General features: G+C 72.1%; 23 protein-coding genes. 5 read left to right on the top strand and 18 right to left on the bottom strand.

All coding sequences use genetic code 11. The features are described from left to right. From JOL79_RS00315 to pyrG, 4 genes are all read right to left on the bottom strand, one after another. Nucleotides 1-897: a ParA family protein gene (locus tag JOL79_RS00315; protein WP_372446697.1), complete on the bottom strand. Its 897-nt coding sequence runs from the start codon at nucleotides 895-897 to the stop codon at nucleotides 1-3. A 156-nt stretch (nucleotides 898-1,053) separates the two neighbouring features. Continuing rightward, nucleotides 1,054-2,043, bottom strand: coding sequence for a site-specific tyrosine recombinase XerD (locus JOL79_RS00320; protein WP_307848203.1), 990 nt, complete (start codon nucleotides 2,041-2,043; stop codon nucleotides 1,054-1,056). A gap of 35 nt (nucleotides 2,044-2,078) precedes the next feature. Then, on the bottom strand, nucleotides 2,079-2,690 hold the full coding sequence (locus JOL79_RS00325) for an NUDIX domain-containing protein (protein WP_230984051.1): 612 nt from the start codon (nucleotides 2,688-2,690) through the stop codon (nucleotides 2,079-2,081). Nucleotides 2,691-2,896: 206 nt separating this feature from the next. Next, entirely contained in the window at nucleotides 2,897-4,567 is a 1,671-nt protein-coding gene (gene pyrG / locus JOL79_RS00330) for a CTP synthase (RefSeq protein ID WP_210153561.1), read from the bottom strand. A gap of 156 nt (nucleotides 4,568-4,723) precedes the next feature. On the opposite strand from pyrG, the gene JOL79_RS00335 reads away from it, so the two are divergent. Next, a complete protein-coding gene (locus JOL79_RS00335) occupies nucleotides 4,724-5,449 on the top strand; it encodes a DapH/DapD/GlmU-related protein (protein WP_210153562.1) in 726 nt (241 codons plus the stop codon). A 67-nt stretch (nucleotides 5,450-5,516) separates the two neighbouring features. On the opposite strand, the gene JOL79_RS35280 is transcribed toward JOL79_RS00335, so the two are convergent. Then, on the bottom strand, nucleotides 5,517-6,281 hold the full coding sequence (locus JOL79_RS35280) for a helix-turn-helix domain-containing protein (RefSeq protein ID WP_210153563.1): 765 nt from the start codon (nucleotides 6,279-6,281) through the stop codon (nucleotides 5,517-5,519). Nucleotides 6,282-6,349: 68 nt separating this feature from the next. On the opposite strand from JOL79_RS35280, the gene JOL79_RS00345 reads away from it, so the two are divergent. Both JOL79_RS00345 and JOL79_RS00350 read left to right on the top strand, forming a co-directional pair. Continuing rightward, entirely contained in the window at nucleotides 6,350-7,192 is an 843-nt protein-coding gene (locus JOL79_RS00345; protein WP_210153564.1) for an NAD(P)H-binding protein, read from the top strand. A 274-nt stretch (nucleotides 7,193-7,466) separates the two neighbouring features. Further along, complete coding sequence (locus JOL79_RS00350; RefSeq protein ID WP_210153565.1) at nucleotides 7,467-8,093, top strand: DUF4126 domain-containing protein; 627 nt, start codon at nucleotides 7,467-7,469, stop codon at nucleotides 8,091-8,093. 48 nt (nucleotides 8,094-8,141) lie between these two features. Here JOL79_RS00350 and uvrB read toward each other — a convergent pair whose 3' ends face one another. The 7 genes from uvrB to JOL79_RS00385 form a co-directional block, all read right to left on the bottom strand. After that, nucleotides 8,142-10,253 carry an excinuclease ABC subunit UvrB gene (gene uvrB, locus JOL79_RS00355; protein WP_210153566.1) on the bottom strand — a complete coding sequence of 704 codons (2,112 nt, stop codon included), beginning with the start codon at nucleotides 10,251-10,253 and terminating at the stop codon, nucleotides 8,142-8,144. A gap of 273 nt (nucleotides 10,254-10,526) precedes the next feature. Continuing rightward, the gene (locus tag JOL79_RS00360; protein WP_210153567.1) at nucleotides 10,527-11,132 is read right to left on the bottom strand and encodes a CbiQ family ECF transporter T component; all 606 of its coding nucleotides are present in this window, start codon (nucleotides 11,130-11,132) and stop codon (nucleotides 10,527-10,529) included. Next, the gene (locus JOL79_RS00365) at nucleotides 11,129-11,803 is read right to left on the bottom strand and encodes an energy-coupling factor ABC transporter ATP-binding protein (RefSeq protein ID WP_210153568.1); all 675 of its coding nucleotides are present in this window, start codon (nucleotides 11,801-11,803) and stop codon (nucleotides 11,129-11,131) included. Before JOL79_RS00365 ends, JOL79_RS00360 begins: the two co-directional genes overlap by 4 nt. Before the next feature lie 17 nt (nucleotides 11,804-11,820). Beyond that, nucleotides 11,821-12,966, bottom strand: a complete 1,146-nt coding sequence (locus JOL79_RS00370; RefSeq protein ID WP_210153569.1) for a thiolase family protein — start codon at nucleotides 12,964-12,966, stop codon at nucleotides 11,821-11,823. Between the two features lies 1 nt (nucleotide 12,967). Next, nucleotides 12,968-14,359, bottom strand: a complete 1,392-nt coding sequence (locus JOL79_RS00375; RefSeq protein ID WP_210153570.1) for a class I adenylate-forming enzyme family protein — start codon at nucleotides 14,357-14,359, stop codon at nucleotides 12,968-12,970. Between the two features lie 4 nt (nucleotides 14,360-14,363). Next, complete coding sequence (locus tag JOL79_RS00380; protein WP_210153571.1) at nucleotides 14,364-15,008, bottom strand: biotin transporter BioY; 645 nt, start codon at nucleotides 15,006-15,008, stop codon at nucleotides 14,364-14,366. A 95-nt stretch (nucleotides 15,009-15,103) separates the two neighbouring features. After that, nucleotides 15,104-15,670 (bottom strand): TetR/AcrR family transcriptional regulator, encoded by a 567-nt coding sequence (locus tag JOL79_RS00385; protein WP_230983994.1) that lies wholly within the window; start codon nucleotides 15,668-15,670, stop codon nucleotides 15,104-15,106. Between the two features lie 92 nt (nucleotides 15,671-15,762). On the opposite strand from JOL79_RS00385, the gene JOL79_RS00390 reads away from it, so the two are divergent. Next, nucleotides 15,763-16,689, top strand: coding sequence for a zinc-binding dehydrogenase (locus tag JOL79_RS00390; protein WP_210153573.1), 927 nt, complete (start codon nucleotides 15,763-15,765; stop codon nucleotides 16,687-16,689). A 184-nt stretch (nucleotides 16,690-16,873) separates the two neighbouring features. On the opposite strand, the gene JOL79_RS33600 is transcribed toward JOL79_RS00390, so the two are convergent. From JOL79_RS33600 to JOL79_RS00415, 5 genes are all read right to left on the bottom strand, one after another. Beyond that, nucleotides 16,874-17,032 (bottom strand): hypothetical protein, encoded by a 159-nt coding sequence (locus JOL79_RS33600; protein ID WP_230983995.1) that lies wholly within the window; start codon nucleotides 17,030-17,032, stop codon nucleotides 16,874-16,876. A gap of 8 nt (nucleotides 17,033-17,040) precedes the next feature. Next, entirely contained in the window at nucleotides 17,041-17,670 is a 630-nt protein-coding gene (coaE, locus tag JOL79_RS00400) for a dephospho-CoA kinase (protein WP_210153574.1), read from the bottom strand. A gap of 9 nt (nucleotides 17,671-17,679) precedes the next feature. After that, complete coding sequence (locus tag JOL79_RS00405; RefSeq protein WP_210153575.1) at nucleotides 17,680-18,138, bottom strand: GNAT family N-acetyltransferase; 459 nt, start codon at nucleotides 18,136-18,138, stop codon at nucleotides 17,680-17,682. Nucleotides 18,139-18,265: 127 nt separating this feature from the next. Beyond that, nucleotides 18,266-19,732: a 30S ribosomal protein S1 gene (gene rpsA / locus JOL79_RS00410; protein WP_210153576.1), complete on the bottom strand. Its 1,467-nt coding sequence runs from the start codon at nucleotides 19,730-19,732 to the stop codon at nucleotides 18,266-18,268. A gap of 217 nt (nucleotides 19,733-19,949) precedes the next feature. Continuing rightward, nucleotides 19,950-20,999 (bottom strand): polysaccharide deacetylase family protein, encoded by a 1,050-nt coding sequence (locus JOL79_RS00415; RefSeq protein ID WP_230983996.1) that lies wholly within the window; start codon nucleotides 20,997-20,999, stop codon nucleotides 19,950-19,952. 75 nt (nucleotides 21,000-21,074) lie between these two features. On the opposite strand from JOL79_RS00415, the gene JOL79_RS00420 reads away from it, so the two are divergent. Continuing rightward, nucleotides 21,075-21,914 carry a DUF2127 domain-containing protein gene (locus JOL79_RS00420; protein WP_210153578.1) on the top strand — a complete coding sequence of 280 codons (840 nt, stop codon included), beginning with the start codon at nucleotides 21,075-21,077 and terminating at the stop codon, nucleotides 21,912-21,914. Here the strand turns inward: JOL79_RS00420 and polA are convergent. Beyond that, a complete protein-coding gene (gene polA / locus JOL79_RS00425; RefSeq protein WP_210153579.1) occupies nucleotides 21,908-24,589 on the bottom strand; it encodes a DNA polymerase I in 2,682 nt (893 codons plus the stop codon). The two genes, JOL79_RS00420 and polA, sit on opposite strands and share 7 nt — an antisense overlap. Nucleotides 24,590-24,607 lie beyond the last annotated feature (18 nt).

Raw genomic sequence — 24,607 nt, forward strand, 5'->3', positions numbered from 1 at the left:
TCAGACCCGGGAAGGCCACCTGGCGAGCAGTTCGCGCGCCAGCTCGCGGTAGGCGGTGGCGCCCATCGAAGCCGGGTCGAACTGAGTGATCGGCTCTCCGGCGAGCGTGGCGTCGGGGAAACGCACGGTCCGGTTGATGACGGTGTGGAAGACCTTGTCGCCGAAGCCCTGCATGATCGTCTGGAGCACTTCCCGGGCGTGCAGCGTGCGTGGGTCGTACATCGTGGCGAGCAGCCCGTCGATCTCCAGGCCCTTGTTGAGCCGCTCCTGGACCTTGCCGATCGACTCCATGAGCAGCGCCACGCCGCGCAGCGCGAAGAACTCGCACTCCAGCGGGATGATCACGCTCTCCGCGCAGGTCAGCGCGTTGACCGTGAGCAGGCCGAGCGACGGCTGGCAGTCGATCAGGCAGATGTCGTAGTGCGGCAGCAGGGGCTCAAGCGCCCGCTGCAGCGCGTACTCCCTGGCCACCTCGTTGACGAGCCTGATCTCCGCACCGGACAGGAAGATGTTGCTCGGCAGCAGGTCCATGCCCTCGACGGTGGTGTCGAGCAGGACGTCCTCGACGGTGACGTCGGGCTCCTCCATGAGAAGCTCGTAGACGGTGGACTCAAGCGGCCGGGGGTCGATGCCGAGGCCGACGGACAGCGCACCTTGAGGGTCGAAGTCGACGAGCAGGACCTTCTGCCCCACCTCGGCCAGCGCCGCGCCCAGGTTGATCGTGGTCGTCGTCTTGCCGACGCCGCCCTTCTGGTTGACCATGGCGACGACGCGGGCGGGCCCGTGCGTCGAGGGTGGCGTGGGCTCGGGGAACACCGGACGGGGACGGCCCGTGGGCCCGATCGCACCGGCGGGGGTGCCCCCGGTCCACGTCGTCCCCTCTGTGGTGGCAGTCACCTTGTTGGTCCTCCCTGACGCCTCGAACCTGATCGAATGTAAAGGTTAGGCACCTGTGCGGCAAGGCGGCACGCCCAAACCCCACGAGTTCCGGCCTCCCGGGAGTGGGCGCGGGGGGCCGTCGCCACCCCCGGGGCGGGTCTCTCGGCGTCCCCGTCAGTGGAGGGCACGGGGATGGGCCGCCGCGTAGACCTCGCGGAGCCTGTCGACCGTCACCAGGGTGTACACCTGCGTGGTGGTCACCGAGGCATGGCCGAGCAACTCCTGGACAACCCTAACGTCGGCGCCTCCGTCCAGGAGGTGGGTTGCGAACGAATGCCGCAACATATGCGGTGAAACACCGGAAAGTCCGGCGCGTTCCGCGGCGGCCTGCAGGACCTCCCACGCGCCCTGACGGGTCAGCCGGCCGCCCCTGGCGTTGAGGAACAGCGCGGGCGTCCCGCGTCCGTGCGCGGCGAGCTGTGGCCTCGCCCGGACGAGGTACGCGTCGAGGGCGTCGTGGGCGAACCGGCCGAGCGGGACGACGCGGGTCCGGCCGCCCTTGCCGCGTAGCCGTACCTGGTCGTGGGCCGGTCCGGGACCGTGTCCGAGCCCCTGACCGTGATTAGGACTGGAACCGGGCTCGTGACCGTGACCGGGCCCGGCGGACGACGCGCCGGTGGGGACGTCGTCGACGGCCAGCCCGACGGCCTCCGAGATGCGGGCCCCCGTGCCGTAGAGGACCTCGAGCAGCGCCCGGTTACGCAGGGCGAGCGGGGAGTCCTCAGGCCCGCAGGCGGCGATCAGCCGTTCCACCTCGGCGACGGTGATCGCCTTGGGCAGCCGCCGCAGGTGGCGCGGCGGCCGGACCTCGTGGGCCGGGTCGTGCCCGGCGACGCCCTCACGCAGGGCGAACCGGTGCAGCCCGCGGACGGCCGACACGGCCCGCGCGGCCGAGCTCGCGACCAGCGCCGGGTGCTCCTCGTCGCCCTCACGCAGGGCGGCCAGGAAGGCGACGACGTCCGACTCCCCCACCTGCGCGAGCGTGCTGAGACCACGCCCGCGCAGATGCTGCATGTATCGGCGCAGGTCACGCCGGTAGGAGGCGAGCGTGTTGGCAGACAGCCCCCGCTCCACCGCCAGATGGGCGAGGTAGCTGGACAGCACCGCCTCGGGCTCGCTCAGGACGTCCCCCTACGGAATCATGCCTCCGGCGCTCCGGCGGGGCGCAGGCCCTTGAAACCGTCGGCGGAAGCGGCGTACGCGGCGAGGATACCGGCGACGGCCGGAGAATTGTGGATCATTCCGCTCAGCACCCTGTCGACCGCGTCCGCGAGGGGAATCCAGACAACCGGCATGTCGGCCTCCTCATGGTGGCGGACGTAACCGTTCTCCTCGTCCGGGATGGGCTCCACGTCGCGGGCCAGGAAGATCCTGATCCGTTCGTCGGACATGCCGGGAGAGGTGTAGACGTCCAGCAGGGTGTGCCAGGTGCGGGCCCGGTAGGCCGCCTCCTCGGCCAGCTCGCGGGCGGCGCAGTCGACGAGCGGCTCCTCCGGCACGTCGCGGAGGCCGGCGGGGAGCTCCCACAGCAGCCGCCGCACCGGGTGGCGGTACTGCCGCAGCAGCAGCACCTTGTCGTCCTCGCTCAGCGCGAGAACGGCCACCGAGCCGGGGTGGATCACATAGTCGCGGTCGGCCGTCTCACCGTCCGGCATCCGGACGGTGTCGGTCCGCGCGGAGATGACCCGCGCGGAGAACCGCTCCGCTGACGCGTCGACCGGCCAGCTCGCCGCCACGTCCACGACGTCCAGGTCCGGAGTCGCCGCGGAATCCGTCGCCGAACCTGTCGCGGAACCTGCCACTGAATCTGTCACTGGGTGCGTGTCTCCCGTCGGGTGTGGGTCGCCGGAGTGGTCACCGGCCCTGCCGGTCGTGCTGCCGGCGGTGCTGCCGGCGGTGCTGTCGCCTGTGCCGGCGGCCGGCCCGGCGGTGCCACCCCGGGCCGGCCGCCGCACGGTCACTGGGTGCGGCCCGCCTTCGCCGCGGCCTCACGCTCGCCGGCGTAGACGAGGGCCGCCTGAACCAGCCCCTTGAAAAGCGGGTGGGACCGGGTCGGGCGGGAGCGGAACTCGGGGTGCGCCTGGGTGCCGATGAAGAACGGGTGCAGGTCGGCGGCCAGCTCGGCGTACTCCACCAGGCGGCCGTCCGGCGACAGACCGGAGAACACCATGCCCGCCTTCTCCAGCCGCTCCCGGTAGGTGTTGTTCACCTCGTAGCGGTGGCGGTGCCGCTCGTCGATCCTGGCCTTCCCGTACAGCTGGCGGGCGAGGGTGCCCTCGCCCAGCTTGGCCGGGTAGAGGCCCAGCCGCATGGTGCCGCCCATGTCGCGCTCGCCCGCGACGACGTCCTCCTGGTCGGCCATCGTCGAGATGACCGGGTGCGCGGTCTCCGGGTCGAACTCGGTGCTGTCCGCGTCGGGAATGCCGGCGAGGTCGCGGGCGGCCTCGATCACCATGCACTGCATGCCGAGGCAGATGCCGAGCAGCGGGACCTTCTGCTCCCGGGCGTGCCGGATCGCGCCGAGCTTGCCCTCGATGCCCCGCACGCCGAAGCCGCCGGGGATCAGCACGCCGTCGACGCCGTCCAGCTCGCGGGCCGCGCCCTCGGCCGTCTCGCAGTCGTCGCTCTTGACCCAGCGGATGTTGACCCGCGCGTCGTTGGCGAAGCCGCCCGCGCGCAGCGCCTCGGTGACCGACAGGTAGGCGTCGGGCAGGTCGATGTACTTTCCGACCAGCGCGATCGTCACCTCCCTGGCGGGGCGGTGCACCCGGCGCAGGAGCTGCTCCCACTCGGTCCAGTCGACGTCGCGGAACGGCAGGCCGAGCCTCCTGACCACGTACGCGTCGAGGCCCTCGGCGTGCAGCACCTTCGGGATGTCGTAGATCGACGCGGCGTCCACGGCGGACACGACGGCGTCCTCGTCCACGTCGCACATCAGGCTGACCTTGCGCTTGAGCGAGGTGGTGATCGGCCGGTCGGACCTGCAGACGATCGCGTCGGGCTGGATGCCGATGCTGCGCAGCGCGGCCACGGAGTGCTGGGTCGGCTTGGTCTTCAGCTCGCCGCTCGGCCCGATGTAGGGAAGCAGCGACACGTGCAGGAAGAACACGTTGTCGCGGCCCACCTCGTGGCGGACCTGCCGCACGGCCTCCAGGAACGGCAGCGACTCGATGTCGCCCACGGTGCCGCCGACCTCGGTGATGACCACGTCGACGTCCGGGCCGGCCATGCCGCGGATGCGGTCCTTGATCTCGTTGGTGATGTGCGGGATCACCTGCACGGTGTCGCCCAGGTACTCCCCGCGGCGCTCCTTGGCGATCACGTTGGAGTAGACCTGGCCGGTGGTGACGTTCGCCGAGCCGTGCAGCTCGGTGTCGAGGAAGCGCTCGTAGTGGCCCACGTCGAGGTCGGTCTCCGCGCCGTCGTCGGTGACGAACACCTCGCCATGCTGGAACGGGTTCATCGTCCCCGGGTCGACATTGAGGTAGGGGTCGAGCTTCTGCATCGTGACCCGCAGGCCCCTGAGCTTGAGGAGCCGCCCAAGGCTGGAGGCCGTGAGCCCCTTGCCCAGACTGGAGGCGACGCCGCCGGTGACGAACAGATGCTTGGTTTGAGCGGCGCTGCGCAAGAAAGGCTCCCGTGGTCGTCGCTGATCCGGCCGCCCCGGATCGGGGGCCGCATGTCCACGGGCTCTCAGAATATCAAAGGATAGGCAACATCGGGCCCCCCACGTGCGCGAACCTGCCATGGCGGGCAAGCCGACCGCGGAGTAACTTGTCCCGGTATGTCAATTGTGAAGCGGGCCGTGGGCCGCCTGGTCCACCGCGCGTGGGCCCACCTCAGGGATGCGGCCGCGATCAGCCCCGGCTCGACCGGCGGCTACCGCTTCCGCGGCCTCGGCGAGGGCGCGTGCATCGCCTTCCCGCCGGGGGCCATCTTCGGCGAGGCGTGGATCGAGATCGGCCCCTACACGCTGATCGGCGAGCGGGTCTCCCTCTCCGCCGGCATGGGCCCAGGCGTCGACCTCGGGCCCAACTCGATCGTCCGCATCGGCCGCGGCTGCGCCATCGGCCGGGGCAGCCACATCGTCGGCCACCAGTCGATCGACATCGGCGACGACGTCTTCACCGGCCCCTACGTGTACATCACCGACCAGAACCACGTCTACGACGACCCGGAGACGCCGATCGGCCGGCAGTGGCCGCGCAATCTGCCCGTGTCCATCGGGGCCGGCTCGTGGATCGGCACCGGGGCGATCATCCTGCCGGGCACGCGGATCGGCCGTCAGTCGGTCGTCGCGGGCGGAGCCGTCGTACGGGGCGAGTTCCCCGACCACAGCGTCATCGCCGGTGTGCCGGCGCAGGTCGTCCGGCGCCACTCCCCCGACCTCGGCTGGCACCGCCCCTCCGGCATCCGCCGCACCGCCCCCCTGCCCACCGAACCCCTGCCCACCGAAAACCTGCGCACCGAGTCCCTGGCGCGCACCGAACGCGGGTCGCGTACGGCTTAGCGGTCGCGGTCGTGAGTTCCTCGGGGACTCGCGCCGCTCCATCCAGTGGGACCGGCTTCGATCGCGATCAGGGTGCCGACGGAGGTTGGGTGCATGGCGTCGCGGAGGGCAGGCGGCCCGCCCGGTAGGCGGCCGGCGATACTCCCATGAGCGTGTGGAAGTCGGCCGTCATGTGGGATTGGTCGTAGTAGCCGGCTTCCGAGGCGACTTCCGCCCATTTCGCGGTGCCCGCCCCGGCCAGCACGGTGCGAACGCGCTGGATGCGGGCGAAGTGCTTGGGCGGCAGGCCGACCCGGTCGGTGAACACGTCCCGGAGGTGGCGTTCGCTGACCGACAATCGTCTGGCGAGCGTGGCGACCCGTTCGCCGGTGGTGGACATCAGCTCGACGGCCTGGCGGAGCAGCAGGTCGCGTGCGTCCGCGCCGTCACGCAGGCTTTCGAGCAGCACGTCCTCGATGCCGTGAAGGATCCGGTCGGGTCTGGTCAGCTCGCCCAGCCGGTGTTCGAGGCGGGCGGCGCGATCGCCCCACAGGTCGGTGAGTGGGACGGCTTGGTCCCGCAGCTCGCTGACCGGGATCCCGAACACCGGCCTGGCCGCACCGGGACGCAGCCGGACCCTGATGCACATCCGCAGTTCCTTGCCGGGATGGTAGGAGGCACGGCTACGCGGGCCAACCACGCGTAGGTCGCCGTTCCTCGTCCCGGTCCTGCGATAGACCAGTGCCGTGGCGGCGTCGGGCAGGCGCACCAGTGGCAGAGCGCTGTCGGGCCGCATCAGCGTCACATCCGCGACCCACGGCCGGAGAGCGGGCATCGGGATCACCGCGTCCACGCCGTCACTCTACGAGCTTGCCGGTTTTTCCTATATCCGCAGGGCAGCGGGGTAGCAGAGTGCTCGGCATGATTCTTGTCACTGGTGCGACAGGCACCGTCGGCACTGAAGTGGTCCGGTTGCTGGCCAGGCGCGGTGAGCGGGTCAGGGCGATGACGCGCAACCCGCGAGGCGTGAGTCTGCCCGCGGAGGTCGTACGGGGAGATTTCGACGACCGTGAGTCTCTCGACAGCGCGGTGGCCGGGGTCGGCGCCGTCTTCCTGCTGGACGCGCCGGGCCCCTGGCTCGAGCGGCACGACCTGGCGATGCTCGACGCCGTGCGGTCCCACGGTGTCGGGAAGGTGGTGAAGTTGTCCGCCATCGGCACCGGCGAGGAGACCGAGCCGAGGGTCGGCGGCTGGCACCTCCCCGGCGAGCGAGCGCTGCGCGCGGGCAAGGCGGCCTGGACGATCCTGCGGCCCAGCAGCTTTGCCACCAACACCCTGCACTGGGCCTCCAGGATCAAGGCGGGGCAGCCGATCTCCAACCTGACCGGGAACGGCGCCCAAGGCGTGATCGATCCACGCGACGTCGCCGAGGTCGCAGTCGTGGCGCTGACCACGCCGGACCACGCGGGCAGGACCTACACGCTGACCGGTCCCGAACTGCTGAGCACACCCGACCAGGTGGAGATCCTGCGGAATGTGCTCGGCCGGTCCATCGAGATCACCGACGTGCCGCTGGAGGTGGCGAGGAAACAGATGATCGCTGCCGGCCGGGACCCGGACTTCGCCGACGGAGCGATGCGCGGCCAGCGGTTCATCGCCGAGGGGGGAAACGCCCGGCTGACCGACGACGTGGCACGCGTGCTCGGACGTACGGCGCGCACCTACGCGACCTGGGCCGACGACCACCGGGCCGCATTCGACTAGGTGGTCGAATGCCTGGTTTGGCACGGCCGAGCAGCTCCGCATGGTGGACGTCGTACGCGGCCGGATAGGCAAGGCCACCGCCGCGACCGTAGGCGAAGCGCCTCGCGACCTACGTCGGCTTCGACGTGGACATCGACCTGGACCCGAGCCGGTTCATCGGCTGAGCCGCACCATCGCCGATTCGGGAACGCAGACCGCGGGCACCTGGGAGCGAGGCGGTCCGTTGTCGTCTGGTGGGGCGCCCGTCGTGCCCCGCTTCCGAGGAGGGGTGCTCATGTTCGCGGCGCTGACCGGGCTCGGCCTGTCCACCGCGGCCGGGCTCAACGCGTACATCCCGCTGATGGTCGTGGGGCTGCTGGCCCGCTTCACCGACGCGGTGCGGCTGCCGGACGGCTACGCGTGGCTGACGAACGGATGGGTGCTGGCGATCGTCGCGATGCTCCTGGCCGCCGAGTTCGTGCTCGACAAGGTGCCCGTGGTCGACCACGTCAACGACATGATCCAGACCGCCGTACGGCCCGCCGCCGGCGGCGTGGTCTTCAGCGCGACGGCCGCGGCGGCCAAACTCGACAACTCGGCCTGGATGGCGGAGCACCCGGCGGTGGGATGGGTCCTGGGCATCGTCGTGGCGCTGATCGTGCATCTGGTCAAGGCGAGCGCGCGGCCGGTGGTGAACACGGCCACAGTGGGCGCCGGGGCGCCGGTCGTCAGCACGATCGAGGACGCGAGCTCGCTCGGCATGAGCCTGATCGCCGTCTTCCTGCCGGCGCTCGTCGTCGTCGCGCTCGCCCTGCTCGGCTTCGTCGCCTGGCGCCTCGTCCGCCGCATCCGGCGCCACCGCCAGGCACGCCGGGCCCGCGCCGCGGCCGCCCCGCCGGACCGGAGGAACGAGCCGTGGTAGCCCCGCGTCCGGCGGCGGCCTCACTGCCCGGGCTTTACTTCACGGGGCTCACTTCACCCCGGCCTCCCGCATGTCGCGGACCTCGCGCTTCAGCTCCTTGATCTCGTCGCGCAGCCGGGCGGCCACCTCGAACTGCAGCTCGGCGGCGGCGGTGTGCATCTGCTCGGTGAGCGACTCGATCAGCGACTCCAGCTGGGCCCGCGGCATCTCCCCCGCGATGGTCTTGGCGTGCTGACCGGCCGTGCGGGACGCGACGCCCGGCACGGGCGCCTTACCCCGGGACTGCTGCCGCCCGGCCCCGCCGAGGAGCTGAGCCGTGTCGGCGTCCTCCCTGGCGAGGCTGTCGAGGATGTCGGCGATCCGCTTGCGCAGCGGCTGCGGGTCGATGCCGTTGGCCTCGTTGTAGGCCATCTGCTTGGCCCGGCGCCGGTTGGTCTCCTCGATCGCCCGCTCCATGCTCGGGGTGATCTTGTCGGCGTACATGTGCACCTGGCCCGACACGTTGCGGGCGGCACGGCCGATGGTCTGGATGAGTGAGGTCTCCGAGCGGAGGAAGCCCTCCTTGTCGGCGTCGAGGATCGACACCAGCGACACCTCGGGGAGGTCGAGGCCCTCCCGGAGGAGGTTGATGCCGACCAGCACGTCGAACTCGCCCATCCGCAGCTCGCGCAGCAGCTCGATGCGGCGCAGCGTGTCGACCTCGCTGTGCAGGTAGCGGACCCGGATGCCGTTCTCCAGCAGATAGTCGGTGAGATCCTCGGCCATCTTCTTGGTCAGGGTGGTGACCAGGACCCGCTCGTCCCGCTCGGCCCGCGCGCGGATCTCCTCCATGAGGTCGTCGATCTGCCCCTTGGTGGGCTTGACCACGACCTCGGGGTCGATCAGGCCGGTGGGGCGGATGACCTGCTCGACCACGTCTCCCTTGGCGCGGCCCAGCTCGTACGGCCCGGGCGTCGCCGACAGGTAGACGGTCTGGCCGATCCGCTCCAGGAACTCCTCCCACTTCAGCGGACGGTTGTCCATCGCCGACGGCAGCCGGAAGCCGTGCTCGACCAGGGTGCGCTTGCGGGACGCGTCGCCCTCGTACATGGCGCCGATCTGCGGCACGGTCTGGTGTGACTCGTCCAGGACGAGCAGGAAGTCGTCCGGGAAGAAGTCGAGCAGCGTGTGCGGCGCGGTGCCCGGCTCGCGGCCGTCGATGTGGCGCGAGTAGTTCTCGATGCCGGCGCAGGTGCCGATCTGCCGCATCATCTCGATGTCGTAGGTCGTGCGCATCCGCAGCCGCTGGGCCTCCAGCAGCTTGCCCTGCCGCTCCAGCTCGGCCAGCCGGTCGGCGAGCTCGGCCTCGATGCCGCTGATCGCCCGCTCCATCCGCTCCGGGCCGGCGACGTAGTGGGACGCGGGGAAGATGTGCAGCTCGTCGTCCTCGCCGACGACCTCGCCGGTCAGCGGGTGGAGGGTGGCCAGCTTCTCGATCTCGTCGCCGAACATCTCGATCCGCACGGCGAGCTCCTGGTAGACCGGGATGACCTCGATCGTGTCGCCGCGCACCCGGAAGGTGCCCCGGGTGAAGGCCAGGTCGTTGCGGGTGTACTGCATGTCGACCAGACGGCGCAGGAGCTGGTCGCGCTCGATCTGCTGGCCCACCTTCAGCCCGACCATCCGGTCGACGTACTCCTGCGGGGTGCCCAGGCCGTAGATGCAGGAGACCGAGGCGACCACGACGACGTCGCGCCGCGAGACGAGCGACCAGGTCGCCGAGTGGCGCAGCCGCTCGACCTCCTCGTTGATCGAGGAGTCCTTCTCGATGTAGGTGTCGCTCTGCGGGACGTACGCCTCGGGCTGGTAGTAGTCGTAGTAGGACACGAAGTACTCGACGGCGTTGTTGGGCAGCATCTCGCGCAGCTCGTTGGCGAACTGCGCGGCCAGGGTCTTGTTGGGCTGCATGACCAGGGTCGGCCGCTGCACCCGCTCGATCAGCCACGCCACGGACGCCGTCTTGCCGGTGCCGGTAGCGCCCAGCAGGACCGTGTCCTTCTGGCCGTCCTTGACCCGGCGCTCCAGCTCCGCGATGGCGGCCGGCTGGTCACCTGAGGGCCTCATCTCGGTGACGACCTCGAACGGCGCCACCCTGCGCTGCAAATCGGCGATCGATGTCATCGGCCCCTCACCACTCCTCGCTCGTTCCGCGGACGCCGCCCCCGGTGGGCCCAGCCGCCGCCCCGCCGCCGCCGCGCCCGGGCCGCTCCACCCGCGACACTGTCCAACCTATGCGTACCCACCGACATTTCCGGTCGCGTCCGGCCGCCTCCAGCGGCATGCGGCCGCCACGGTGCCGCCACGGTGCCGCCACGGTGCCGCCACTGTGCCGCCACTGTGCCGCCACTGTGCCGCCACTGTGCCGCCACTGTGCCGCCACTGTGCCGGTGCGGCTCAGTCGTCGAGGCCGCGGGCCGCGAGCGCCTCGCCCAGCGCGTCCGCGTGCCGCAGGGCGCTCACCACGAGCGGCACGGCGAAGGCCCGCGGGCTCCGCTCGACGCCCCTGGCCAGCTGGGCCTCCCGGACCCGGGTGACGAGCCCGGCGACGACAGGCACGCTGCGCAGCGTGAGGGAGAGCAGCAGCGCCAGGCGGAACGGGTCGAGGCCCACCAGCGCCGCCGGGGCGAGACAACGTTCCAGGCAGGCCATCAGGTCGGCCGTACGGGTGGTCAGGGTGACGAGGCCGGCCAGGGCGACGGCGAGCACGACGCGCAGCGACGAGGAGACCGCGCCGGCCGCGTCCGCCAGCAGCAGCTGCAGGAGGAAAAGGGACACGACGAACCAGCGGACCGGCCGGATCTGCGCCCAGGCGGCCGCCGCGCCCACCCCGGAGATCGCGTACAGCGCCGCCACGACGGCCGCGGCGCCCGCGAGGCTCGCGGGCGACCGCAGCAGCACGAGCGCCGTGCACGACGCGGCGAGCCCCGCGAGCTTGGCCCCGGCGGGGAGCCGGTGCAGCGGTGATCCGCCCCGGACGTAGGCGCCGGTGAGCCCGTTCACGACATCATCGCCTCGTAGTGGGCGAGGGCGGTCCGGGGGTCGGCGTCGGCGACGACGCGCCCCTGGTCGATCACCAGCACGCGGTCGAAGTCCCGCAGCAGCGCCAGGTCGTGGGTGACCACGACGACCTGCTGCGGAAGACCGCGCAGCACGGCGGCCACCTGCCGGGAGTGGCGCAGGTCGAGCAGGGTCGTCGGCTCGTCCATGACCAGGACGTCGGGCTCGAGCACCAGGACCGAGCACAGGGCGAGCAGCTGCTTCTGGCCACCGGACAGATGGTGCGCCGGGTGATCTCCGTACTCGGCGAGGCCGTGCCCGGCCAGCACCTCGCGCACCCGGCGCTCGACCTCCGCCCGCGGCAGCCCCTTGCGCCGCAGCGAGAAGGCCACGTCCTCGGCGACCGTCGGCATCACGATCTGTGCGTCGGGGTCGGTGAACAGGAACCCCACGCGGCGTCTGATCCGCGCCGCCTGGCGGCGGGTGTCGAGCCCGTGCACGGTGACGCTGCCCGAGGTCGGCAGCACCAGGCCGTTGAGGAGGCGGGCGAGCGTGCTCTTGCCGGAGCCGTTGGCCCCCACCACGCCGACGCGGCGCTCGGCGAGCGTGGCGGTCACGCCGCGCAGCACGTCCCGCTGCCCGAGCCGTACGTGGACGTCGGTCAGCTCGATCACTCAGACCACCTCGGCACTCAGACCACCTCGAAGAGGGCCGCGAGCCCCTGGCCGCCGCCGACCGCGACCGCCGCGAGGCCCAGTGTCCCCGGCGGCGCCCCCGCGGCGGCCAGCCGGCCGAACAGCCGGGCGACGACCACCGCCCCACTGGCGCCCCAGGGATGACCGAGGGCGAGCGCGCCGCCGTCGGCGCACACCCGGTCGGCGTCGGCGCCCAGGGGGTCGAGCCCCAGCTCGTCGGTCACCGCGAGCACCTGCGCCGCGAACGCCTCCACGATCTCCACCGCCGCCACTCGATCCAGTTCCACTCCGGCCCGCCGCAGGACGCGCCGGACGGCGGGCACCGGCCCCCACCCGGGAAGCGCCGGGTCGCAGCCGACGACGGCCCCCGCCACGAGCCGCAGCCCGGGCAGGCCGGCCCGCAGCCGTCCGGGGACGACGGCGACGGCCGCCGCTCCGTCGCTCACCGGGGAGGAGTTGCCCGCCGTCACCGTACCGCCGGGGACGAACGCCGCAGGCAGGCGGGCCAGCGATGCCGCCCGCAGGGAACGCGGGCGCTGGTCGGCCGTCCGGCCCTCGATCGGCACGATCTCCCGGTCGAAGCGGCCCGCGTCCCTGGCCGCGAGCGCCCGGGTGTGGCTGCGGAGCGCGTAAGCGTCCTGCCGCTCCCGGGTCACGCCGCGCGCGGCGGCCAGCGCCTCGGCGGCCGGGCCCATGTCCGGGTCCGGGTATCCCTCCGGCGCGAAGGGCGCCCGGTCGTACGGCACCGCCTCGCCTCCCGGACGGCGGTGCGCCCTGGCGGGCGCCGTGGAGGCGCTCTCCACGCCTCCGGCGATGACAAGGGCCGCCTCCCCCGCCCGGACGGCCTGCGCGGCCAGCAGGACCGCGGCGAGCCCGCTGCCGCACTGGCGGTCGACGGTCACGCCCGGGACGTCGTGGCCGAGGCCCGCGGCGAGCGCGGCGATCCGGGCGACGTCTCCCCCGGGCCCGGTGCAGTTGCCCAGCACCACGTCGTCGACGGGCAGGCCCAGGTCCGCGACGTCGCGGGCGACCGCCGCGACGACCGGCGCGGCCAGCCCGTCGACCGGCACCGCGCGGAAGGCGTGACCGGCCGTGCCGATGGGGGTACGGCGGGCCGCCACGATGATCGGTTCGTCCCTCATGTCAGGAGAGCCGTGGGAATCGCGCGTCCCCGTCGGCCAGCCGGGCCGCGATGAGGCCCCTGGCCGGCTTCCCTGCGGGCGTGCGGGGCAGGCTGCGGACCGCGTACCAGCGCCGGGGCCGCTGCGCCACGTCGAGCTCGCCGCGCGCCGCCGACTCCAGCGCCGCCCGCGACGCGTCCCCCTCGACGACCGCGGTGACCACCGCGCCCAGGTAGGCGTGCGGTGAGCCGACCACGACCACGTCGCCCACTCCCGGCACCCTCCTGAGCACCTCTTCGACGTCCTCGGGGACGACGGTGGCGCCGCCCGTCTGGATCGCGCCGTCTCCGCGGCCGCGCAGCCGCAGCACCTCGCCGGGCCGGTACGGCTCCGCGAGGTCGCCGACGGTGAACCAGCCGCCGTCCCGGCGCAGCGGGCCCGTCGCGTCGCCCAGGTAGCCCTCCGCCGTCCACGGAGAGCGCACCCAGACCTCGCCGAGCTCCTGCCCGGGCACCTCCCTGACGTCGATCTCGACGCCGGGGAACGGCCGCAGGCCCGCGCCGTCGGCGTCCAGGGCGACGAACGACAGCTCGGTGGCGCCGTAGTAGGACACGACGCGCACCCCGGCCCGCGCCGCCAGGTCACGGGTCTCGGGGGGCAGCGACGCCCCGCCGACCACGGCCGTCCGCAACGGTCCTCCCGTCTCGCGCAGGGCGTCGAGCACGGCGGGGAGCCGGTGCGGCACCACGTGGACGGCGGTGGCCCGGCGCAGGTACGGGGCCGGTGACCCGGCCGGCCACCGGCCGGGGACGACCGCCGTCGCTCCGGCCGAAAGGGTGTGCGCCGCCGCGAAGCCGTACAGGGAGGAGACGAGCGGGCCGGGGATCAGCACGACGTCGTCCTGGCCGATCCCGGTCAGCTCGTCGACGTGCGGGAACGACGCGGTCCACGACGCGCGGGTCCGCACCACCGCGCGCGGCCTGCCGGTGCTGCCGGAGCTGAAGCAGGCCCAGGTGAGGTCGCCCGGCGCGGGACGGTGATCCGGGAGCGCCGCCTCCGTCACAGCCGCCGTGGACGGCCCTCCGGCGGGCGCGGGCGGCGTGTCGAGCAGGGCGTCGGCGGGCACGGCCCGCATGACCCGGGCCCGCCGGTCCCGGTCCCACCCGGGGTCGCACAGCAGGGGTGTGACCCCGGCCAGGTCGGCGGCGAGCACGGTGACGAGGAGATCGGCGGGGTCGGCCAGGCTGACGGCGGCCGACGTGCCGGGGCCGAGCCCGCGGCCGAGCAGGCCGCGGGCGGCGCCGCGGACCATCTCGGCGAGCGCGGCGTAGGTGAGGTCTCCTCCCGGGCCGCTCACCGCGACGCGGTCAGGGCGTTCGGAGGCGTGCCGGAGGACGAGCGCGGCGACGGGCACGGGATCATCGCCCCCCGGCGCGGAGTCGCTCCCTGTGGACGGCGGGGACCGCGTCGGGGTAGGCCCGTTGCGTGCCCCGCGCCACGACGGACGTGAGGATCGCCTTCGCCACGTCGCCGGGCAGGAAGGCCGCGCTCAGGAGCGCGGTCTTGCCCAGGGAGAGGCCGGTGACCGCGGCCTGCACCGGGACGCCGAGGAGGTAGACGACGCCCACGCCGCCCAGCAGGCAGGCGACCAGCAGCCGGACGGTGCCCGGCGCGCGGCCGCCGCGTTCCACGATCCATCCCGTCACGGCCGCGCCGGGGAGCCATCCGATCAGGAAGCCCGCGGACGGGCCGGTGAACACGCCGAGCCCACCCCGGCCGCCCGCGAGCAGGGGCAGCCCTGCGGCGACGAGCACGAGCAGCACCGCGACGGCGAGCGCGCCGCGCCAGGTGCCGAGGATCGCCCCGGTGAGCATGACCCCCAGCGTCTGCAGGGTGATCGGCACGGCGTCGCCGAAGACGTTCAGTGTGCCCGGCAGCCCGAGCACGGCGATCAGCGCGGCGAAGACGGCGACCCTCGCCAGGTCTCCGGCCGGGAACCGGCGCCCCGCGGGGACGGCCGCCTCTTCCTCGGATCCCGTCGATGCCTTGCCTTCATCTGTCATGGGTCGATCCCATACCCCGGCATTCCAGTCGGCGCATGCGGGTTCCCACAACGTTTCCGCCTCATGTTCTGGTCGGCGTCTACATACGGGAGCGGTCAGGCCCGCAACAGGGTCTCGGCGTACCCGCGCACCGACCGCCTGAGCCGATCCACTCCGCCCGCTTCCACGACGTGGCGTACCAGGTCGCCGTCGAAGAGCGCGAGCAGGGCGTGGGCGGCGAACTCCGGATCGGTTCCCGGGGGGAGCAGCTCGATGAGCAGCCCGGTCAGGTGCCGGTGCCAGCGGACGTACGTGGGATCGGCGTAGCGGTCCTGGGCGCACACCCGTTCGTGCGCCGTGAACAGGGCCACGTTGCGTCCCGCGAGGTCGCTCAGCTCGTCGAGGAACCCGAGCAGCCGCCGTCGCGGCGGCGCCCCCGGGCCGAGCTCCGTGCCCGGCGAGGCGACCGCCTCCGCGAGCCGGGCCGCCCTCTCGGCGAGCAGCGCCTGGAACAGCCCGCTCCTGTTCCCGAACCGGCGGAACACCGTGCCCTTGCCCACCCCGGCCCTGGCCGCCACCTGATCGAGCGAGAACAGCTCGGGACCACTCTGCGCGAGCAGTTCTTCGGTCGCCCGCAGCACGGCCAGGCGGTTGCGGGCGGCGTCCGCGCGCTCCCCGGACAATCGACCCCCTTGAAAGCGGACCACTGGTCCCGCTATTCTCGCACCCATCAAAGCGGACCGATGGTCCGGATCTCGGCACGAAAGGAGCGACGATGCGCGCCTTGATCGCGACAGCGGAGGGGCCCAGGATGTCGGCCGTCGCCGATCCGGTACCCGGACCGGATGCGGCCCTCGTGGAGGTGCGGCACGCCTCGGCGAACCACGGCGAGGTCAGGCACACTGCGGTCCTGCCCGCAGGTTCGGTCATGGGCTACGACGCGGCCGGCGTGGTGGTCGGGCAGGCGGCCGACGGCAGTGGCCCTCCGGTGGGCACACGGGTGGTCGCGTTCGGCATGGGCGCGTGGGCCGAGCGGGCCGCCTTCCCCACCGGCTCGCTGGCCGCCGTCCCGCCCGGGGCCGACCTGGCCGAGGCCGCGACGCTGCCCCTGGCGGGGCTCACCGCGCTGCGAACGGTCCGCGCCGCCGGGCCGCTCCTCGGCAGGCGGCTGCTGATCACCGGCGCGTCCGGCGGAGTCGGGCACTTCGCCGTACAGCTGGCGCGTCGCGCGGGAGCGTACGTGATCGCCTCGGTGGGCGCGCCGGGACGCGCCGAAGGGCTGCGCGAACTGGGTGCCGACGAGGTCGTGGTCGGCCTGGACGGCGTCCGGCCGGTCGACGCGGTGCTCGAACTCGTCGGAGGGCCCCATCTCGTCCGCTGCTGGGAACTGCTGCGGCCGGGAGGGGGCCTGCAGAGCATCGGATGGGCCTCCGGCGAGCCCGCCGTCCTCTCTCCCGGCTGGAGCTTCTCGCTGGGGCCCGCCCGGTCGCTGCATTCGTTCGGCAACGTCTCCACGCCCGGCCCGGACCTGGAGCTCCTCGTGGGGATGCTCGTGGCCGGGACGCTGTCCACGCGAGTGGCGTGGCGGGGATCGTGGGAGCGGATCGGCGAGGCCGCGGACGCCCTCCTCGGCCGCCGCCTCTCCGGGAAGATCGTGATGGACATCGTGCCGGACGTGGACGGCGACGCCCCGTCACGCTGACCGGCGGTTCCCGCCGCCTCCCGATCAGCAGCGACAGCAGGCGCGTGTGGCCGGTCGCCGGGATCACCTGCTCGTTGGAGACCGGCAGCAGCAGGCTGGCGGTGCTGGCCAGCCAGACCGTCGTCATCGCGAGCGGCAGCGGCGCGATCTTGGCGCGGGGGGCGAGGACCAGCATGACCGGGGGTCAGCAGGCCGTGGTGTCGAGGTTCAGCAGCAGGGGCGCGATGCGGCCGAGGCTCTCCCGCGCGGTGTCCTCCGGCAGAAGTCCGGTCAGCACGAAGACGATCCCCGCGCCGAACAGGCCGATCCGGACCCAGTCGAGTGCGCTCAGCCGCCGCAGCACGCCTGCACCTACTCTTGCACCTGCTCCTCGGCATGTGCCTGCGCCGGAAGACGGGAGAGCAGGGTCTCCCACACCTCGCCCACCCGGGCGTCCAGGTCGCCGATGGAGCCCTCGTTGGCGATGACGATGTCCGCGATCCGCAGCCGGTCCTCCCGGGACGCCTGGGCGGCGATCCTGGCCCTGGCGTCGCGCTCCGTCATCCCCCGGGACTCCGTGAGCCGCCGGACGCGCACCTCGCCGGGGGCGTCCACCACGATCACCAGGTCGTACCGGGGTGCGAGGCCGTTCTCCGCGAGCAACGGCACGTCGTGGACGACGACGGCGTCCCGCGGCGCCGATCGCTCGAGCTCCGCCGCTCGCGCCCCGACCTTGGGGTGGACGATGGCGTTGAGAGTCTCGCGCCGCTCCGGGTCGGCGAACACGATGGAGCCGAGCGTCTCGCGGTCGAGCCGGCCGTCGGGGCGCAGCACCCCGTCGCCGAAGGCGGTGACGATCTCCGCCAGCCCGGGGGTGCCCGGCTCCACGACTTCGCGGGCGATCGCGTCGGCGTCGATGACGACGGCGCCACGAGCCGCGAGCCGCCGCGACACCTCGCTCTTGCCGGACCCTATGCCGCCCGTGAGACCTACCCTCAGCACGCCCGCAGCCTACTCGGGGCCGCGGCGGAGGTGAACGAGGGTCAGGTGGTCCTGCAGCCGCTCCCGGTGGGTCTCCCGGTAGCCGAGCCGCCGGTAGAGCCGCAGGTTGCCGCCGGACAAGTGGCCGGTGAACAGGTCGAACGCGACGGCGTCGGGCAACGACTCGTGCAGGGCGGCGAGCAGCGCGGTCCCGATGCCCTGGCCCTGCCGGTCGGGGGCGACCACCAGACGGCCGACCAGGCAGGTCGAGCCGGACATCCGTCCCCGCACCGCGCCGACGACGCGCGGGCCGTCCATCGCCTTGAGCACGGTGCCTGTCTCCACCGCCGCGACGACCTGGTCGAACGACTCGACGAGCGGCGGGATGAACGGGTCGCCGTAGAGCTGGGCCTCCGACACGTACGCGGCCCGCTGGAGGGTCAGGATCTCCCCGGCGTCCTCGGGCCGTGCCCGCGCGATGTCCACCACGCGATCACCCTATCGGCGGGCCGCCGCCGGAGGTCCGGCCCGGCGGAACCTGTGGACGGCGACGGCCCGCAACGAGGAAAGGCCCCGCCGTAGCGGGGCCTTTCTCCGGTACTCAGAAGAGCGGTGATCAGCTCTGGCCGCCGGCCAGCTTCTCCCGCAGCGCGGCCAGGGCCTCGTCGGAGGCGAGGGCACCGCCACCGCCGCTCTGCTGGGTGGTGGACTCACCGCTGTAGGACGAGGGAGCGGCCTCGCTGGCCGCCGCCTCCTCCTGGCGGGCCTTCTCGATCTGCGACCGGTGCGCCTCGAAGCGGGCCTGGGCCTCGGCGTACTGCCGCTCCCACTCCTCGCGCTGCTTGTCGAAGCCCTCGAGCCACTCGCCGGTCTCGGCGTCGAAGCCCTCGGGGTAGATGTAGTTGCCCGCGTCGTCGTAGGTGGCCGCCATGCCGTACAGCGTGGGGTCGAACTCGACCTCGGCGCCGACGCCCTCGTTGGCCTGCTTCAGCGACAGCGAGATCCGGCGGCGGTCCAGGTCGATGTCGATGATCTTCACGAAGATCTCGTCGCCCACCTGCACGACCTGCTCCGGGATCTCCACGTGGCGCTCGGCCAGCTCGGAGATGTGGACCAGGCCCTCGATGCCCTCCTCGACCCGGACGAACGCACCGAACGGCACCAGCTTGGTGACCCGGCCGGGGACGACCTGGCCGATCTGGTGGGTCCGCGCGAACTGCTGCCACGGGTCCTCCTGCGTCGCCTTGAGCGACAGCGAGACCCGCTCGCGCTCCATGTCGACGTCGAGAACCTCGACCGTGACCTCCTGGCCGACCTCGACGACCTCGGAGGGGTGATCGATGTGCTTCCAGGACAGCTCGGAGACGTGCACCAGTCCGTCGACGCCGCCGAGGTCCACGAACGCGCCGAAGTTGACGATCGAGGAGACGACGCCCTTGCGGACCTGACCCTTCTGCAGGGTGTTGAGGAACGTCTGACGCACCTCGGACTGGGTCTGCTCAAGCCAGGCGCGGCGGGACAGGACCACGTTGTTACGGTTCTTGTCCAGCTCTATGATCTTGGCCTCGAGCTCACGGCCGACGTACGGCTGGAGGTCGCGGACGCGGCGCATCTCGACCAGGGACGCCGGAAGGAAGCCGCGGAGACCGATGTCGAGGATCAGGCCGCCCTTGACGACCTCGATGACGGTGCCGGTGACGATGCCGTCCTCGTCCTTGATCTTCTCGATCGTGCCCCAGGCGCGCTCGTACTGCGCGCGCTTCTTGGAGAGGATCAGACGCCCCTCCTTGTCCTCCTTCTGGAGGACCAGGGCCTCGACGTGCTCTCCGACCTCGACGACCTCGGCCGGGTCGACATCGTGCTTGATAGACAGCTCACGCGAGGGGATGACGCCCTCGGTCTTGTAGCCGATGTCGAGCAAGACCTCGTCTCGATCGACCTTGACAACGGTGCCTTCAACGATGTCGCCGTCGTTGAAGTACTTGATGGTCTCGTCGATCGCGGCGAGGAAGGCCTCCTCGGAACCGATGTCGTTGACCGCTACCTGCGGGGTGCTCGAGGTGGCCTCAGTGCTGCTCGTCATGTGTGGAATTGCTCCGAACCGGACAGATGTCGTTGTGACCGAAGCGCGGCGGGCCTATTTCGTTCACCGGCGGCTACATCATTTCCGAGAGCGACGGATGACCGAGCGCGAGCCGCTCCGTCCGAGACGCGCGCGAGCCCACAACGCAGCGATCAGCATATGAGACCAGACGTGCGGGGTCAATCCGGTAGGACCACCGTGAGCCACTGGCGTTCCGTCAGTAGGCGATGACCGCTTTGGCCTTGCTTGGCGCCACCCTGCCCTTCAGTTTCCCGGGAACGGACACATGGGCGGGGTCACCATCGGACGTATACCTCTCTTGGGGGTGTTCGTCCAGCCAGTCGAGCCAGTACGTCGTGCACCAGCGCCGGCATTCGCCGTGTTTTCCGTTGGACTGGATCCTCGGGATCGCGTATCGCGGGAAATTTTTCGCGTTGGGCGAAACGGTCGGCTCGGCTCCGGCGAGGAAAACCCCACGGAAACGATAACCGGTCCCGTCCCAGCTACCCTCCCGGGCCGTCTTCGCCTTCCTGGGCCGGGAGCCGTACGGCAGCGCGAAGGTGGTCGAGGAGGTCACCCCGAGCTTCTTGAGCAGCCGCTCCTGCCGGACGATCTCCTCCCGGGCCCGCTTCGGCGGCAGGCGGCGCAGGTCGGGATGCGTGTAGGTGTGGTTGGCCACCTCGAACCCGTGATCCCGCAGCCAGCCGACCGCCGCCTTCTGCCGGGCCTGGTCCGTGAGGCCGAAGGGCCGCCGGTTGATCCAGAACGTGGCCACCGGCCGGAAACCCGGGTGGCGGGAGGCGACGTCGTAGAGGACTCCCACGGCCGTGTCGGCGCGGGGCCGGCCAGCGGCGTCCGTCGCGAAGTGGGACGGATGCCCGTCGTCGAACGTCAGCACCACCGGGTGAGTGCCCGCGGGGATGTCGATCCGCCCGGCCACGAAGTCGGCCGCCGTGACGGGCACGTAGTGGTCCTTGGCCAGCCGCTCCAATTCACGGCGCAGCTGGGCGGGGGTCCGGTCGATCGAGGCGGACCGGTGGCGCAGCACCCTGTGGTACATGATCACCGGAACGAGGCCGACCTCGTTGGCCTTCACCTTCCTGGCCGACTCCACGGTGGCCGTGGCGGGGGGCGGCGTCCGGACGACGGGCGGCGCGACCTGGTGGCGGGGCACCACCTGGGTGCGCGCCGCCCGGTGGGGCGTGGGCAGCAGAACCAGCGCCGTCAGGCCCACCGTGACGACGAAGACATTCGCGACGGCAGTCATCCGGGCAAGGCTCCGCACAGTCATTTGACCTTAGTGCCCTCACCTATCCCGATTCACGTGTGTTGCAATTCTTGTGTGGACTGGAGTCTGCGGGCCTGCGGGCGGCGGGGACACGTGACGTACGCGCCGGACGAGGAGGCGCTGCGCTCCCGCCTGCGCGTGCGGACCCCGGCCGGGGAGGCGTGGCGCTGCCTGCGCTGCGGAGACTTCGCCGTCGGCCCGCCACGGGCGTCGGGGCCCGCCGCGGACGCCCCGGTGGTACTGCGCGGGGAGGCGCTCCGCGACGCCACGGTCCTGCGGGCGATCGCGGTGCTGCGCTGGCTCAAGGCCGTGCTCGTGTTCGCCGGCGCGTACGGCGTGTGGCGGTTCCGGGCCGAGCACGACGCGGTGCGGCGGGCCTTCGACCAGGACCTGCCCCTGATCAGGCCGCTGACCGAGAAGCTCGGCTGGAACGTCGACGAGTCGGGGGTGGTGCACACGCTGCGGACCGTGCTGGCCACCCGGAGCGGCACCCTCGCGTGGATCTGCCTGGCCCTGCTGGGCCTGGGCGCGCTGCTGACCGTCGAGGGCGCGGGCCTGTGGCTGCTGCGGCGGTGGGGCGAGTACTTCTCGGTGATCGTCACCTCAGCCTTCGTCCCAATCGAGATCCACGAGCTGACCGTGAAGATCACCGGCCTGCGGATCGCCCTCCTCCTGATCAACATCGCCGCGGTCCTCTACATCGCACTGAGCAAGCGCCTGTTCGGGCTGCGGGGCGGGCGCGCCGCCGCCGAGTCGGCGCGGCACGCCGCGAGCCTCCTGGAGGTGGAGGCCGCCGCCGCGGACCTCTCCCCCACCTGTCCCGGCCCCGCGCCCGGAAGCCGCGCGGAGAGCCGTTCAGGGGGCCGTACGAGGGGCGCGGCGGGCGGTCAGTGACCGGCGTCCTCCCATGTGGCGCCGACCCCGACGCTCACCTCAAGAGGCACCCTCAGCTCGTAGGCGTCGCACATCTGCTGCCGCACCACCCGGGTGAGCTCGTCCAGCTCGCCCGGCGCCACCTCGAACACGAGCTCGTCGTGGACCTGGAGCAGCATCCGGGACCCCATCGGCTCGACGGCCTTCTGGACGTTGAGCATGGCGACCTTGATGATGTCGGCCGCCGAACCCTGGATCGGGGCGTTGAGGGCCATCCGTTCGGCCATCTCGCGCCGCTGCCGGTTGTCGCTGGTGAGGTCGGGCAGGTAGCGGCGGCGGCCGAGGATGGTCTCGGTGTACCCGTCCGTGCGGGCCTGCGCGACGATCGCGTCGAGGTAGTCGCGGACGCCGCCGAACTCCTCGAAGTACTCCTCCTTGAGCGCCCGCGCCTCGGCCACCGAGATGTTGAGCTGGCCGGAGAGCCCGAAGTCGGACAGCCCGTAGGCGAGACCGTAGTTCATCGCCTTGATCCGGGCCCGCAGCTCGCCGTCCACCTGCTCCGGCGGCAGGTCGAACACCCGTGACGCGGTGGCCTTGTGGAAGTCGTGGCCGGACTCGAACGCGGCGATGAGCGACGCGTCCTGCGAGAGGTGCGCCATGATCCGCAGCTCGATCTGGCTGTAGTCGGCCGTGAGCAGCGTCTCGTAGCCCTCCCCCACGACGAAGCCCTTCCGGATGCGGCGGCCCTCGACGGTGCGGATCGGGATGTTCTGCAGGTTCGGCTTCTCACTCGACAGCCGGCCGGTCGCGGCGACGATCTGGTTGAACGTGGTGTGGATGCGCCCGTCGTCGCCGACCTCCTTGATCAGGCCCTCGACCGTCGTCCGGAGCTTGGTCTGATCGCGGTGCCGCAGGAGGATCGTCGGCAGCTCGTGCTCGGTCTGCTGGGCCAGCCAGGCCAGGGCGTCGGCGTCGGTCGTGTAGCCCGTCTTGATCTTCTTCGTCTTGGGCAGGGCCAGCTTGACGAACAGGATCTCCTGAAGCTGCTTGGGCGAGCCGAGGTTGAACTGGTCTCCCACCGCCTGGTGGGCCGCCTCCACCGCCTGTTTGACGGACGCGCCGAACTCGGCCTCCAAGGCCGCGAAGTATTGCCGGTCGGCGCCGATGCCGGCCCGCTCCATCTCGGCGAGCACCCGCACCAGCGGCAGCTCGACGTCGGTGACCAGGCGGGTGCCGCCGCGCTTGGACAGGTGCTCCTCCAGCGCGTCGGCCAGGTCGCGGACCGCCTGCGCGCGCAGAGCCAGGTCGCGGGCGGCCGTGGCGTCGCCGTCGTCGAACAGTGAGGCCTGGCCGTTCGGCTCGGCCTCGGCCCGCAGCTCCCGGTGCAGGTAACGCAGCACGAGGTCGTCGAGCGGGAACGACCGCTGCCCCGGCATGGCGAGATAGGCGGCCAGCGCGGTGTCGCAGGTCAGCCCGCGCAGGTCGTGCCCGTGGGCCCACAGGGCGAGCAGCGGCCCCTTGGCGTCGTGGACGGCCTTCGGCCGGGTCTCGTCGGCCAGCCACGCCGCCAGGGCGGCCTCGTCCTCCTGGGTGAGCCTGGCCGGGTCGAGGTGCGCGGCGCCGGCCGGCCCGGCGATGGCGATCCCGTCGAGCCGGCCGGTGCCGCTGCCGTACACCCCCTGGAACGCCAGCCCCGCCCTGTCTTCGGGCAGAGTGGCGAGCCAGCCGGCGACCTGGCCCGGCTCCAGCACGGTGACCTCGATGTCGAAGCCCGACTCCGCCTCGGGCTCGGTGGTGCCGAGGGTCTTGAAGAGACGCTCGCGCAGCTCGCCGCGGATCTGCAGTGAGTCGAGGAGCTTGTTGACCTCCTCGCGGTCCCACTGGCCCATGTGGAGGGCGTCGATGTCGGCGTCGACCGCGACGTCCCGCCTGAGCTCCGTGAGCATGCGGTTGTGGATCACCTGGCCGAGGTGCTCGCGCAGCTTGTCGCCGACCTTGCCCTTGACCTCGTCGGCCCGCCGCACCAGCTCGTCGAGCGAGCCGTACTCGGAGATCCACTTGGTGGCGGTCTTCTCGCCCACGCTCGGGATGCCGGGCAGGTTGTCGCTGGGGTCGCCGCGCAGGGCCGCGAAATCGGGATACTGCGCGGGCGTCAGCCCGTACTTCTCCGCCACGGCCTCCGGGGTGAACCGCGTCATGTCGCTGATGCCGCGGCGGGTCATGAGGACGGTGATCCGCTCGTCGACGAGCTGGAGGGCGTCGCGGTCGCCGGTGACGATCAGGACGCTCATGTCATCGCCCGCGGCCCGCGTTGCCAGCGTCGCGATCAGGTCGTCGGCCTCGAAGCCCGCCAGCGACAGCCGGGGGACGCGCAGCGCGTCGAGCAGCTCGAAGATCAGCTGCATCTGGCCACGGAAGTCCTCCGGGGTCTCCGACCTGTTCGCCTTGTAGCCGTCGAACGCCTCGTGCCTGAAGGTCGGCTCACTGCGGTCGAAGCAGACCGCGATGTGGCTCGGCTGCTCGTCCCTCAGGATGTTGGTCAACATCGAGGTGAAGCCGTAGACCGCCTCGGTGTGCTGCCCGTCGGTCGTCATCAGGTTCGCGTCCTTCAGGGCGTAGAAGGCGCGGTAGGCAAGGGAATGCCCGTCCAGCAGGAGCAGACACGGACGGGTGGGGGTCGCTTCGCTCTTCGGCACACTCGCAGCCTAGTCTCC

It is taken from the genome of Microbispora oryzae, assembly GCF_017896165.1.
Taxonomy (GTDB): domain Bacteria; phylum Actinomycetota; class Actinomycetes; order Streptosporangiales; family Streptosporangiaceae; genus Microbispora; species Microbispora oryzae.

What these genes read in the sequence shown, in the direction of transcription:
- JOL79_RS00335 (WP_210153562.1), top strand. Translation starts at nt 4,724, where the DNA reads ATGTCAATTGTGAAGCGGGCCGTGGGCCGCCTGGTCCACCGCGCGTGG.
- JOL79_RS00345 (WP_210153564.1), top strand. Translation starts at nt 6,350, where the DNA reads ATGATTCTTGTCACTGGTGCGACAGGCACCGTCGGCACTGAAGTGGTC.
- JOL79_RS00350 (WP_210153565.1), top strand. Translation starts at nt 7,467, where the DNA reads ATGTTCGCGGCGCTGACCGGGCTCGGCCTGTCCACCGCGGCCGGGCTC.
- uvrB (WP_210153566.1), bottom strand. Translation starts at nt 10,253, where the DNA reads ATGACATCGATCGCCGATTTGCAGCGCAGGGTGGCGCCGTTCGAGGTC.
- JOL79_RS00370 (WP_210153569.1), bottom strand. Translation starts at nt 12,966, where the DNA reads ATGAGGGACGAACCGATCATCGTGGCGGCCCGCCGTACCCCCATCGGC.
- JOL79_RS00380 (WP_210153571.1), bottom strand. Translation starts at nt 15,008, where the DNA reads ATGACAGATGAAGGCAAGGCATCGACGGGATCCGAGGAAGAGGCGGCC.
- JOL79_RS00390 (WP_210153573.1), top strand. Translation starts at nt 15,763, where the DNA reads ATGCGCGCCTTGATCGCGACAGCGGAGGGGCCCAGGATGTCGGCCGTC.
- rpsA (WP_210153576.1), bottom strand. Translation starts at nt 19,732, where the DNA reads ATGACGAGCAGCACTGAGGCCACCTCGAGCACCCCGCAGGTAGCGGTC.
- JOL79_RS00415 (WP_230983996.1), bottom strand. Translation starts at nt 20,999, where the DNA reads ATGACTGCCGTCGCGAATGTCTTCGTCGTCACGGTGGGCCTGACGGCG.